Annotated in this window: 12 protein-coding genes; 9 read left to right on the top strand and 3 right to left on the bottom strand. The window is 67.3% G+C overall.

All coding sequences use genetic code 11. The features are described 5' to 3' along the window. Positions 1-2: 2 nt before the first annotated feature. Complete coding sequence (locus ABE434_RS14760; protein ID WP_346479361.1) at positions 3-377, bottom strand: YciI family protein; 375 nt, start codon at positions 375-377, stop codon at positions 3-5. A 211-nt stretch (positions 378-588) separates the two neighbouring features. On the opposite strand from ABE434_RS14760, the gene ABE434_RS14765 reads away from it, so the two are divergent. The 8 genes from ABE434_RS14765 (at position 589) to ABE434_RS14800 (ending at position 7559) form a co-directional block, all read left to right on the top strand. Then, a complete protein-coding gene (locus ABE434_RS14765; protein ID WP_346479362.1) occupies positions 589-1008 on the top strand; it encodes a YciI family protein in 420 nt (139 codons plus the stop codon). 27 nt (positions 1009-1035) lie between these two features. Continuing rightward, positions 1036-1458: a VOC family protein gene (locus tag ABE434_RS14770; RefSeq protein ID WP_346479363.1), complete on the top strand. Its 423-nt coding sequence runs from the start codon at positions 1036-1038 to the stop codon at positions 1456-1458. A 27-nt stretch (positions 1459-1485) separates the two neighbouring features. After that, positions 1486-1896: a VOC family protein gene (locus tag ABE434_RS14775; RefSeq protein WP_346479364.1), complete on the top strand. Its 411-nt coding sequence runs from the start codon at positions 1486-1488 to the stop codon at positions 1894-1896. A gap of 55 nt (positions 1897-1951) precedes the next feature. Then, on the top strand, positions 1952-3205 hold the full coding sequence (locus ABE434_RS14780; RefSeq protein WP_346479365.1) for a sigma-70 family RNA polymerase sigma factor: 1254 nt from the start codon (positions 1952-1954) through the stop codon (positions 3203-3205). A gap of 69 nt (positions 3206-3274) precedes the next feature. Further along, positions 3275-4924: a M28 family metallopeptidase gene (locus ABE434_RS14785; protein WP_346479366.1), complete on the top strand. Its 1650-nt coding sequence runs from the start codon at positions 3275-3277 to the stop codon at positions 4922-4924. Between the two features lie 245 nt (positions 4925-5169). Next, positions 5170-6429 carry a histidine kinase gene (locus ABE434_RS14790; protein ID WP_176990461.1) on the top strand — a complete coding sequence of 420 codons (1260 nt, stop codon included), beginning with the start codon at positions 5170-5172 and terminating at the stop codon, positions 6427-6429. After that, complete coding sequence (locus tag ABE434_RS14795; RefSeq protein WP_088432747.1) at positions 6419-7192, top strand: LytTR family DNA-binding domain-containing protein; 774 nt, start codon at positions 6419-6421, stop codon at positions 7190-7192. The genes ABE434_RS14790 and ABE434_RS14795 overlap by 11 nt, the downstream gene beginning before the upstream one ends. A 22-nt stretch (positions 7193-7214) precedes the next feature. Further along, on the top strand, positions 7215-7559 hold the full coding sequence (locus ABE434_RS14800; RefSeq protein ID WP_346479367.1) for a hypothetical protein: 345 nt from the start codon (positions 7215-7217) through the stop codon (positions 7557-7559). 39 nt (positions 7560-7598) lie between these two features. Here the strand turns inward: ABE434_RS14800 and ABE434_RS14805 are convergent, their stop codons facing one another. After that, positions 7599-8213: a hypothetical protein gene (locus ABE434_RS14805; protein ID WP_176990458.1), complete on the bottom strand. Its 615-nt coding sequence runs from the start codon at positions 8211-8213 to the stop codon at positions 7599-7601. Positions 8214-8531: 318 nt separating this feature from the next. Between ABE434_RS14805 and ABE434_RS14810 the strand changes: the two genes are divergently transcribed. Beyond that, positions 8532-9449, top strand: coding sequence for an oxygenase MpaB family protein (locus tag ABE434_RS14810; protein ID WP_346479368.1), 918 nt, complete (start codon positions 8532-8534; stop codon positions 9447-9449). 244 nt (positions 9450-9693) lie between these two features. On the opposite strand, the gene ABE434_RS14815 is transcribed toward ABE434_RS14810, so the two are convergent. Then, positions 9694-11814 carry a M13 family metallopeptidase gene (locus tag ABE434_RS14815; protein WP_346479369.1) on the bottom strand — a complete coding sequence of 707 codons (2121 nt, stop codon included), beginning with the start codon at positions 11812-11814 and terminating at the stop codon, positions 9694-9696. Positions 11815-12098 lie beyond the last annotated feature (284 nt).

The raw sequence follows: 12098 nt of genomic DNA on the forward strand, positions 1-12098 counted from the left end.
TATCAGGCGCCGACGCGCACGCGCTCGGCGTCCATGTCGGCCAGGGGCCGTACCTCGATGCTGCCGAAGCGCGACCACGGAAACTGCTGGGCGATGCGCATCGCCTCGGCGGCGTCGGGGGCGTTGATCAGGTTGAACCCGGCCAGCAGTTCATGGGTCTCGGCGAACGGGCCATCGGTGATGCGGGCCTGGCCCTGGCGCACGCGCACCGTGCGCGCGCTGTCCACCGGTTCCAGTTTCTGCGCGAGCACCAGCGTGCCCTCGGCCTGCAACGCATCGGCGTGCCGCAGGCAGTCGTGCATCAGGCGGTCGTACTCCTCGCCTGGCAGGGCCTGCAACAGGCCCTCGTCGATGTAGATCAGCAGCAGGAATTGCATGGCCAGGCCAGGGGATGGGCAGGGCCATCATCATGCCCCAGGCCACGCGGCAGCCGTGTTGCAGCGCGACAGGACGCGCCTGTTCAGGCTGCCTGCGACGGCTGGCCGACGGCATCGGCATTTTTTTTGGCGGGCGTGTCGATTTCCGGCTCACTGCAACGTTGTATCCCTTGAACGGCCCAGATACCGGCCGGCCCCGAAGGAGACACCGATGAAAGTCATGGTACTGGTCAAGGCAACCGCGGCCACCGAGGCCGGACAACTGCCGACCGAGCAGGAGATCCGCGCCATGGGCGCCTACAACGAGCAGCTGGTCCAGGCCGGGATCATGCTGGCCGGCGAGGGCCTGCACCCGACCTCGCGTGCGCGCCGGGTGGCGTTCGGCAGCGAACCGCCGCGCGTGATCGATGGCCCGTTCGCGGAAACCCGCGAGCTGGTCTGCGGCTTCTGGCTCTGGCAGGTCCGTTCGCTGGACGAAGCCACCGAATGGCTGAAGCGTGCCCCGTTCGCGCCGGGCGACGTGGTCGAACTGCGCCCGATTCTCAGCGCCAAGGATTTCGGCGCGGCCTTCACCCCCGAATTGCAGGCGCAGGAACAGCGTCTGCGCGAGCAGATCGGCGCGGCCGATTGACCCACCCCTCACCCCTGGAGCATACCCATGAAACTGATTCCGTTCCTCGGCTTCAACGGCAAGACCCATGAAGCCATGGCCTTCTACGCGCAGGTCCTTGGCGGCAAGGTCACCTCGGAAATGAAGTACCGCGACATGCCACCGATGGAAAGCCAGGAAGGCTGTGGCGAGATGCCGCCGGAGACACTGGACCACGTCGCGCACAGCCAGCTGGAGGTCGGTCCGGCGATCCTGATGGCCGCCGATGGTCCGTCCGCGGAAGGGCAGGGCAGCACCACGATCAACATCGATGTCGACTCGATCGAGGAGGCCGAGCGCGTGTTCAAGGCCCTTGCCGACGGGGGCGAGATCAAGATGCCGATTACCGAAACGTTCTGGGCCCATCGCTGGGGCTTCCTGATCGACCGCTACGGCAAGCCGTGGATGGTCAATTGCATGAAGCAGCCCTGATCCCCACGTCCAACAGGAAACGCACGCATGTCCAACGCAACGCAACAGATGATCTTCGTCAATCTCCCGGTACGCGACCTGGAGGCCTCCAAGGCGTTCTTCGCCGCGCTCGGCTACAGCTTCAACCCGACCTTCACCGATGAGAACGCGGCCTGCATGATCATCAGCGACAGCATCTTCGTCATGCTGCTGGTGGAGTCCTTCTTCGCCCAGTTCACGACCCAGCCGATCAGCGATGCGCGGCGGCAGACCGAGGTGATCACCTGCCTGTCGGCCGGGAGCCGCACGGCAGTCGATGCACTGGTGGACACGGCACTGAAGGCCGGTGCCCGCGAACCGCAGCCGGCGCGCGATTACGGCTTCATGTACCAGCGCGGCTTCCAGGACCTGGACGGCCATCTGTGGGAAATCGCACACATGGACGGCGAACCGGGGTGATGGCACGGCGCGGTGCGGCTTGTGCCCCGGCCGCACCGGTGCTTTGATCGGCCGCATGGACACCGCACTGACGCAACGACTGGACACGATCTGGCGCATGGAGGCGCCAGTGCTGACCGCCCGCCTGACCCGCCTGCTCCGCGGCGATGTCGGCCGTGCCGAAGAGCTGGTCCAGGACACCTGGCTGGCCGCGCTGGAGCGCTGGCCCAGCCAGGGCGTACCGGACAATCCCGGAGCGTGGCTGATGACCACCGCGCGCAACCGCGCCATCGATGTGCTGCGCCAGCACCAGCGCGTCGCCGGGCAGCACGCGCAGTACGGCAGTGAACTGGAGCCGCTGCCGTTGCCTGCGCCGGATGACAGCGACGCGCTGGAAGACGACATCGGCGATGACCTGCTGCGGCTGATGTTCGTGGCCTGTCATCCGGTGCTGGCGGCCGACGCGCGGGTGGCGCTCACCCTGCGCCTGCTGGGCGGGCTGACCACCGACGAGATCGCACGGGCCTTCCTCGCGCCCGAGCCGACCATCGCCCAGCGCATCGTGCGCGCCAAACGCACGCTGGCGCAGAAGCAGGTGCCGTTCGAAGTACCGCGCCAGGCGGCGTTGCCGGAGCGGTTGGCGTCGGTGCTGGAGGTGGTCTATCTGATCTTCAACGAAGGTTACGCCGCGAGTGCCGGCGATGACTGGATGCGTCCGGCGCTGTGCGATGAAGCGCTGCGGCTGGGCCGCGTGCTGGCCAGTCGGTTGCCGACCTGGCCGCAGGTGCAGGGGCTGCTCGCCCTGATGGAACTGCAGGCCTCGCGCACCGCCGCGCGCACGGATGCCACCGGCACGCCGATCCTGCTGCCCGAGCAGGACCGCGCGCGCTGGGACTGGCTGCAGATCGGCCGCGGCCAGGCGGCGCTGCAGCAGGCGGTGGCGCTGGGGGGCAGCGAGGATCCGTACGTCCTGCAGGCGGCCATCGCCGAGTGCCATGCGCGCGCGCGCCGTGCCGAAGACACCGATTGGGCGCGGATGACGGCGCTCTATGCGCGCCTGGCCCAGCGCCAGCCGTCACCGGTGATCGCCTTGAACCATGCGGTCGCCCTGTCGCGCGCGGAGGGGGCGGCCGCGGCCTGGCCCCTGGTCGATGCGCTCGCTGGCGACGCACGGCTGCGCGACTACGCGCCGCTGGCCGCGGTCCAGGGCGACCTGCTTGCCCAGCTGGGTCGCAGCGAGGACGCGCGGGCGGCGTTCGAGCGCGCGGCCACGCTGACCGCCAACGCGCGCGAGAAGGCGCTGCTGTTGGCACGCGCGGCGGCTGTGTAGACCGGCACTGCACCGGGCGGCGGCTCTGGCCTACACTCGGGCGATTGTCGGTCAGTCATGAGGTGCAGCGTGAAGCGTGTGGTAATCAGCCTGTTGGCGTTGTCGGTGTCGTCGGCCTTGATGGCCGCCACCCCCAAATTCGATGGCGCGCGGATCTCCGCCGACGTCAAGGAACTGGCCTCGGATGCCTACGAGGGCCGCTCGCCGGCCACGGCCGGTGAAGAAAAGACCATCACCTTCCTGAGCAGGCAGTTCGCGGCGGCCGGCCTGCAGCCGGGCGGCGACCTCAAGGACGGCAAGCGCCTGTGGACCCAGGCCGTGCCGCTGCTCAAGGGCGATATCGTCGGCACCCCGAGCCTGTCGCTGAGCAGCAAGGGCACGCCGCAGACGCTGAGCCAGGGCAAGGAAATCGCCGTGCGCGCCGCGATGAACGGTGCCAGCGAAGTCGACATCAAGAACGCCCCGCTGGTCTTCCTCGGCTACGGCGTCAAGGCCGGCGAGCGCAACTGGGACGACTTCAAGGGCGTGGACCTGAAGGGCAAGATCGCCGTCGTGCTGATCAACGACCCGGACTTCGAGACCGGCCAGGGCGACTTCGACGGCAAGGGCATGACCTACTACGGTCGCTGGACCTACAAGTACGAAGAAGGCGCACGCCAGGGTGCCCTGGGCGTTCTGATCGTGCATGAAACCGCACCGGCCTCGTACGGCTGGGCCACCGTGGCCGGTTCCAATACCAACACCATGTTCGACGTGGTCCGCGACAACCCCGCCGAAGCGCATCCGCTGCTGGAAGGCTGGATCCAGCGCGATCTGGCGGTGGAACTGTTCAAGCGCTCGGGCCTGGATTTCGAGGCGCTCAAGAAGCAGGCGCAGACCCGTGACTTCAAGCCGGTCGAGCTGAAGGGCGAGACCTTCTCGGCCAAGTACGCGGTCAAGACCGAGGTGATCACTTCGCACAACGTGGCCGCGCGCCTGGAAGGCAGCAAGCATCCCGACGAGACCGTGATCTACAGCGCGCACTGGGATCACATCGGCGTCGGCAAGCCGGACGCGAACGGTGACACCATCTTCAACGGCGCGCTGGACAACGCCAGCGGCACCGCCTCGCTGGTCGAGCTGGCCCGCGGTTTCGCCAAGGGCAAGCGACCGGAACGTTCGGTGCTGTTCCTGGCGGTGACCGCCGAGGAAAAGGGCCTGCTGGGCTCGGAGTACTACGCCAGCCACCCGCTGTACCCGCTCGGCAAGACCGTGGCGCTGATCAACATGGACGGCATGGCGCCCTTCAGCCCATCGCGTGATTTCGGCATCTACGGCTCGGCCAAGCTGGAACTGCTGGACCAGCTCAAGGACGTCGCCAAGGGCTGGGACATCCGCTACACCCCGGATCCCAAGCCGGAAGCCGGCCTGTTCTTCCGCTCCGATCACTTCCCGTTCGCCAAGCGCGGCGTGCCGGCGGTGTCGTACTCGGCGGGCCAGGACTGGGTGGAGGGTGGCGTCGCGGCCGGCAAGGCGGCCTCCGATGACTACACCGCCAAGCGCTACCACCAGCAGGGCGACGAGTGGCAGCCGGACTGGACCTTCGCCGGTGCCTCGCGCGATCTGGAAGTGCTGTACACGCTGGGCAACCAGTTGGCCAACTCGCGTGCCTGGCCGAACTGGAGCACCGACTCCCAGTTCCGCGCCCCGCGCGATGCCAGCGCCACCGAGCGGAAATAAGACCGCGTCCGGCCGGCACGCCGGCCGGACCCCCCTGTAGAGCCACGCCATGCGTGGCTTCGCGGTCCCGAACCCCGACGTAGAGCCACGCCATGCGTGGCTTCGCGGTCCCGGAACCAAAACCAGCCACCCATGGGGTGGCTCTACACCGCTTCGTCCCACCATTCCCCGCCTTCGTCGCATGCCGCTTGTTCCCGCGGGCGGCAGGGCTATGCTCGCTTCACTCCCTATGTGATGACGCCGCCGTGTTCGCCAGCCTCGCTCTGATCCTCCGCATCCTGTTGGCCTGGGCCGCCGCCATCGTGGTGGCGGGATTCGTCTGGAGTGGCATCTTCAGCGGCATGAACGATGGTCCCGGTTGGGTCTTCGGGCTGCTGGCCCTGTTCGTGATGGTGACGGCGGTGGGCAGCTGCATCACCCATATCCGCCGGGTCTGGCTGGTCGCCGGGCGGCTGGATGCCACCACGCTGTCCAGCCGCCAGCGCCGCCAGATCGAGCTGCCGATGGATGCCGGCCCGGCGTTCGCGCTGCTCGAAGCCGCCATCGCCGAGCTGCCCCGCGTGGAGGACATCGAAAGCGCGCCCGGCAGCCTGCAGGTACGTGCGTATGTGCGCCGCGTGGACGCCTACAACGGCCGCCCGCCGTCGCGCTGGAATCTGCCCGCGCGCGTGGCGATCCGGCGCAACAGCGTGCTCGCCACGGTCACCCCGGGGCAGGGCACCAGCAGCGTCACCCTGCTGTTCGAACCCGATGCCGGGGTCTGGGCGGACCTGCTCGCGGTCGACGAAGGCAGCAATCATGAGAACGCCGAGGCCGTCAGCCGCGCGATCACCCGTCGCGTCGCCGAACAGCGCCGCGACGAGCAGGCCGCTGCCGAGCAGACCGCCACGGAGAAAGAGCTGTCCGTCGCCAAGCTCAACCTGCTGCATGCCCAGGTCGAGCCGCACTTCCTCTACAACACGCTGGCCAATGCGCAGGTGCTGACCCGCACGGATCCGCCCCGCGCCGACCAGATGCTCGGGCACCTGATCCAGTACCTGCGCAGCTCGCTGCCCAGCGTGGAGGAATCGATGTCGACCCTGGGCGTGGAGCTGGAGCGTACCCAGGCCTACCTGGAGATCCTCAAGATCCGCATGGGGGCACGCCTGGCCCTGCAGGTGGACGTACCGCCGGCGCTGCTCGGGCTGGCACTGCCCTCGATGGCGCTGCAGACCCTGGTCGAGAACGCGATCAAGCACGGCCTGGAGCCCAAGCCCGGCGGCGGCACGGTGTGGATCATCGCGCGCGCCTTCGAGGACCATGTCACCCTCACCGTGGCCGACGATGGCCTCGGCTTCGGCCAGGGCACCAGCGGTTCCGGCATCGGCCTGAAGAACCTGCGCGAACGCCTGCGCCTGACCTGTGGCGAACGCGCCGGCGTGGCGATCGTGTCCAATTTCCCCAGCGGTGTGGCGGCGACGATCACCCTGCCGCGCGATGCCCGTGAGGCGATCCATGCAGCTTGATGCGCTCATTGCCGAAGACGAAGACCTGCTGCGGCAGTCGCTGGTCGCCCAGCTGCAGCGGTTGTGGCCGGAACTTCGGCTGGTGGCCGAATGCGAGGACGGTGCCAGCGCGCTGGAGCGGCTGGCCGAGCTGAAGCCGGATCTGGCCCTGCTCGACATCCGCATGCCCGGCATCACCGGCATCGAAGTGGCCCGCGCGCTGCCGGAGATCAGCCCGCGCACCCAGGTGGTGTTCGTCACCGCCTACGACCAGTACGCCATCGATGCGTTCGAACAGGGCGCGATCGACTACCTGCTCAAGCCGGTCAGCGATGAGCGCCTGCTGGCCACGCGCGAGCGCATCCTGGCGCGCATGCAGCTGGGCCGCCCGGACAGTGGCATGCTCGAGCAGCTGCTGCAGCGCCTCGGCCAGCAGCCCGCCGCCGCATCGAGCACCCCGCCGCTGGCCTGGATCACCGCCAGCAACGGGCGCGACACGCAGCTGATCATGCTGGAAGACGTGATCTACTTCCGGGCCGACAGCAAATACACCACCGTGGTCACCGAACAGGGTGAAAGCCTGCTGCGCACCTCGTTGCGCGAACTGCTCGACGCGCTCGATCCGCAACGTTTCCGCCAGATCCACCGCTCCACCATCGTGAACATGAAAGCGGTCGCCGCGGTCACCCGCGATGACACCGGCCGCGGCCAGCTGCGCTTGAAGCACCGGACCGAAGTGCTCAACGTCAGCCAGCCCTTCATGAGTCTGTTCCGCGGGATGTAACCGCCTTTTTCTGGAGCCTGCCATGCGTATTGCCGTTGCCGCCAGTCTCTGCGTCGTGATGCTGGCCGCCTGCCAGCAATCGAGCAACACCTCCGTCACCCGCATCCGTGCCAATGGCGTGGATACGCTGCACAGCAGGACCACCGTGGACAACGGCGTGGCCAGCTTCGCCTGCATCGCCAGCAGCAGCGGCCAATGCCATTACCTGGTGCTGGATGCGCGCTGCGCCAAGGACAAGGACTGTGCCTACCCGCCGCTGCACCGGCTGGCCGTGGCGGTCGGCAAGACCGAGCAGATGGCGGGCTTGCCGGCTGGCTTCCAGCACTGCGTCAGCGCGGTCCAGAAAGAACAATGCCACCGTGAGTGATCACGGTGGCATCGTGGCTCCCCCCGCTTTGCAGTAGGGTCAGAACGCGGGCTGCAGATGCAGGTTGGTGCCGTTGGGCTGCTCGCCGACATGGTTGAGCTGGCCGACCAGTTCGGTGTGCTGCTTCATCCGGCCGATCTCGCGCATGATGCGGATGTCCTCGTGGCGCAGCTCGCGCTTCGCGCTCACCGCCTGCTTGTAATCCAGGACTTCCGGGTAGTGCTGGGCCATGTCCAGTGCTTCGGCCACGCACTCCACCGTATCGGCATCGGAGGTGATCCGGGCGCGGCTGTTGAAGGCCTTCATCCAGCGCTCAAAGCCGGCGGTGTGATCGAACATGTTGGCCATGAACCAGATCACGAACAGGATCGAGACCCACGAACCGAACACGATCACCACGCGGGTGAAGGTGATATGGAAGTCATCCTTCCACAGGTAGTTGCTGATCAGGCCGAGGATGAGCAGCGAGGACGCCTGCCAGCCTACGATCGAGGCCATCAGCCATTGGCCCTTGGCCTTGGCGAGCACCGCGACTTCCTCGCGGATCTGCTGTTCACTCTTGTTACGCCAATGCGCGACCTGTTTTTCGAACGGGCTGTTGTACAGCTCGTTGTCCTGCAACAGCAAACCCAAACCTTTGAACAAAGCGATCATGACGAGCTCCTTCTGGAACGTGCGGCAGCGCATTGGACGACGTTGTGGCAGGTCCAGTTCTAGCACTTTCACGGCGCTTGGCAATGGGCAAAGCGCAAAGATCCGGCGTCATTCCTGCATGAATGGGGAAACCCGCAGCGGATTTGCGCATTGCGGCACGTAAATCACCGGGTAAATAGGGGTTACGTGGGGGTGTTCATGCTGCACGTGCACAATGGGCAGCCCCCTGGCGGCAGCGTCCTCGCCAGCCCCGCCGGTATCACGCAGAATTGACGCATCCGCGCAAAACGCCGGTCCGCTCCGCCCTCGGTACTGTTGATGTCTTCCCTGCTGCGTTCGCTTGCCCGCCCCGCCACCGCCCCGATCCGCCGCTGGGTATTGGGTGCTTTTCCCCGCGGCCAGAGCGGGATCGATTACGACCAGCCGCTGGGCGACCCCGGCTGGTTCGGCCCGGACAGCATCACCTGGCGCGTGCATTCGGAGTTCCCCGGCATGCTCGCCGGCGGCCTGTGCGCGCTGATGCTGCAGACCCTGCATCCGCTCGCCCTGGCCGGCGTGTACGACCATTCGAACTTCCGCGGTGACCTCGTTGGCCGCCTGCGCCGCACCACCGCGTTCGTCGCCGGCACCACGTACGCACCGACCGCGGAAGTCGAGGCGCTGATCAGCAAAGTGGCGCGCATCCACGCGCAGGTGCGCGGACAGACCGCCGACGGGCGCGCGTATTCCGCCGACGATCCCGCCTTGCTGACCTGGGTGCACGTGACCGAGGCCTACGGTTTCCTGCAGGGCTGCCGGCGCTATTGCCGCGACGTCCCAGGCGCCATCGCCGATCAGTATTACCGCGAGTACAAGCGCGTGGCCGAAGCGCTCGGGGCTGCCGATGTGCCCGCTTCGGAAGCAGAAGTGGACGCGTACTTCGCGCGTCAGCAATCGGCGTTGGTGTTCGACGCGCGTTCGCGCGAAGTGTTGGCGGTGCTGTCGGACATCCGCCTGCCGGTGCCGATGGCCGGGCTGTCACGCGAGGTGTTCCTCGGCGCCGGCGCGGCGCTGTTGCCGGAGTGGGCAACGTCGATGCTGGGGCGCACGCCGATGCAGCGTGCCCAGTCGCGCGCGTCTGCGGTGATGCTGAAGGGCATGGCGCCGCTGTTCCGGCGTGCACTGCAGGATGGCCTGGCGACACGGGCGTGCACGCGGATGGGTCTTCCTGCCAGCGTGCTTGCTGATTGGCCTTGAAGCGGTAGGTACCGACCGTTGGTCGGTACTCGCGAGTGCCTGTGTCTGATGGTTGGGTCGGACACGCACAGGCTTCCGACACCCCACCCATGCCCGCCCAAACCAGCGCAAACGCAGACCCCAGCCGTTGCTCCGCTCCAGCTCTGCAGCTTTGCAGCTCTCCAGCTCTCCAGCTCTGCAGGGCAAAAAAAAACGGGCGCCGAAGCGCCCGTTCTTTCATCTCAGCAAAGCGCGATGAAAAACCTCACCACACCTTGACCCGCTTCTCCGGCGCCAGATACAGCTTCTGGCCTTCCTTCACCTCGAAGGCCGGATACCACGCATCCAGATTCCGCACCGTCAACGCACGGAACTGGCCCGGTGCATGCACATTGGTCAACAGCGAATTACGCAGCGCCTGCTCACGCGCCTTGCTGCGCCACGCCTGCGCGAAGCCCAGGAAGAACCGCTGATCCGGCGTGAAGCCCTCCAGCGTCTGCCCCGGCTTGCCCTGCAGCGACAACTGATACGCATCGTAGGCCGTCGACAGACCCGCCACATCGGCGATGTTCTCACCCAGCGTCAGACGACCATTCACCGAGACCCCCGGGAACGGACTGTAGCTGCTGAACTGCGCCGCCAGCGCATCGCCTGCCGCATTGAACTGCTTCAGGTCCTCCGCCGTCCACCAGTTCTGCAGCTTGCCCGTCTCATCGAACAGCGCACCGGCATTGTCGAACCCATGGCTGATCTCATGGCCGATCACCGCGCCGATCGCACCGTAGTTCACCGCATCATCGGCCGCACCATCGAAGAACGGCGGCTGCAGGATCGCGGCCGGGAACACCAGGCGGTTCTCCAGCGGCACGTTCATCGCATTGATGGTCTGCGGCAGCATCGCCCACTCGCTGTGGTCGACCGGCTTGCCCAGCTTGGCGATGTTGCGGCGGTACTCGAACAGCTCCGCCCGCTCGGCGTTGCCCAGCGCGTCATCGCGCTTGATCTCCAGGCCGGTGTAGTCGCGCCACTTGTCCGGGTAGCCCATGCCGACGGTCAGGCCCTCGACCTTGGCCTTGGCACGCGCCTTGGTCTGCGGCGACATCCACTCCAGTGCATCGATGCGCTTGGCGAACGCGGCGATGATGTTCTTGGCCATCTCATCGGCGCGGGCCTTGGTGGCCGGGTCGAAATGACGCTCGACGTACAGCTTGCCGATCGCTTCGCCGACCGCATGGTTGCTGTCATCGACGGCACGCTTCCAGCGTTCGCTCTGCTGCGGCGTCCCGTTGAGCGTGGTGCCGTGGAAGGCGAAGCGCGCATCCGCGAACGACTTGGGCAGGTACGGTGCGGCGCGGTCCAGTGCGTGGAAGGCCAGGTAGTCCTTCCAGACCTCCAGCGGCTCGGTGGCGACCAGGCGCGAAATGCCGGCCACGGCCTTGGGCTGCCACACGATGAAGTCCTGCTGGGCATCCAGGCCCGCCGAGGCCAGGAAGGCGCTCCAGTCCATGCCCGGCGCCTTCGCGCTCAGGTCGGCCTGCTTCCAGGCGTTGGCGCCCTTGGCGACGTCGTTGGTGGCTTCCTGCGTGGCGTGCGCCTGGGCGATCTTGGTCTCCAGCGCGACGATGCGCTGGGCCTTGGCCGCCGGATCGGCGACACCGGCCAGCTGCAGCACCTGCGCGATGTAGGCCTGGTACTGCTTGCGGATCTCGGCCATGCGGCCGCCCTGCAGGTAGAAGTCGCGGTCCGGCAGGCCCAGGCCGCCCTGCACCAGGTACGGCGCGGTGCGGTCGGGCTGCAGCAGATCCACCGACACCCACACGCCGAACAGGCGGTCGGTGTAGAAGTTGGTGGCGTTGAGCAGGTCGACGTCGGCGCGCAGGGTGCCGCCCAGGGCGGTGGCGAGCGCGGCCTTGTCGCCGATCCCGGCGATGGCGTCCAGCTCGGGCTTGACCGGGGTGGTGCCGCGCGACTCGATGCCGGTCTCGTCCATGAAGGCGGCGTAGTAATCGCCGATCAGCTTGGTCTCGCCCTCGGCCTTGGTATCGGCCGCGGCGCCCTCGAGGATCGCGCGGGTGTCGGCCAGGGTCTTTTCGGAAATGACGTTGAAGCTGCCGTAGCTGGAGCGGTCGGCCGGAATCTCGGTGTTCCTGACCCAGGTGCCGTTGGCGAAGCCGAAGAAGTCATCGCCGGCGGCGATGCTGCGGTCCATGCCGGCGGCGTCGAAGCCGAAGCTGCCCAGCTGCGGCGTGGGTGCGGCCGGTTGCGCCGGGGCGGTCTCAGGCGCGGCAGCGGCCGGTGCAGTGGCCTCGCGGTCGCAGGCGGCCAGGCTCAGCGAAAGGCTGGCGGCAATGGCGAGCATCAGGGTGGGGCGACGCAGCTTGGACATGGGGCTTCTCAGCAACGGAAACGTCCAAGTCTAATCCCGTCCGGGGCGCCCGGTTATGCCGGCTGCGGCGGCATCGGGTACCGGATGTGCCCGTCCCCCGGGTTCACCGAGGTGAACCGCCGCCGGGGTGCTTCCCGTGCCGCGTGCGCTGGTGCATGCTGGGGCGGCACGGATTCCGCGCGCGCCTTCTGGGCGCCCGCGTGGCGATCAAGGCGTCAAGAATCCCGGGCAGCGGCCGCTCAGGTTTGGGGAAACCAGGAAGCGTTTACAGATGAAGTCAGCCT

The organism is Stenotrophomonas sp. TWI1183 (assembly GCF_039673115.1).
Taxonomy (GTDB): Bacteria; Pseudomonadota; Gammaproteobacteria; order Xanthomonadales; family Xanthomonadaceae; genus Stenotrophomonas; species Stenotrophomonas maltophilia_AA.

Coding starts and splice junctions, on each gene's coding strand:
- ABE434_RS14760 (WP_346479361.1), bottom strand. CDS start 377: ATGCAATTCCTGCTGCTGATCTACATCGACGAGGGCCTGTTGCAGGCC.
- ABE434_RS14765 (WP_346479362.1), top strand. CDS start 589: ATGAAAGTCATGGTACTGGTCAAGGCAACCGCGGCCACCGAGGCCGGA.
- ABE434_RS14770 (WP_346479363.1), top strand. CDS start 1,036: ATGAAACTGATTCCGTTCCTCGGCTTCAACGGCAAGACCCATGAAGCC.
- ABE434_RS14775 (WP_346479364.1), top strand. CDS start 1,486: ATGTCCAACGCAACGCAACAGATGATCTTCGTCAATCTCCCGGTACGC.
- ABE434_RS14780 (WP_346479365.1), top strand. CDS start 1,952: ATGGACACCGCACTGACGCAACGACTGGACACGATCTGGCGCATGGAG.
- ABE434_RS14795 (WP_088432747.1), top strand. CDS start 6,419: ATGCAGCTTGATGCGCTCATTGCCGAAGACGAAGACCTGCTGCGGCAG.
- ABE434_RS14800 (WP_346479367.1), top strand. CDS start 7,215: ATGCGTATTGCCGTTGCCGCCAGTCTCTGCGTCGTGATGCTGGCCGCC.
- ABE434_RS14805 (WP_176990458.1), bottom strand. CDS start 8,213: ATGATCGCTTTGTTCAAAGGTTTGGGTTTGCTGTTGCAGGACAACGAG.
- ABE434_RS14810 (WP_346479368.1), top strand. CDS start 8,532: ATGTCTTCCCTGCTGCGTTCGCTTGCCCGCCCCGCCACCGCCCCGATC.
- ABE434_RS14815 (WP_346479369.1), bottom strand. CDS start 11,814: ATGTCCAAGCTGCGTCGCCCCACCCTGATGCTCGCCATTGCCGCCAGC.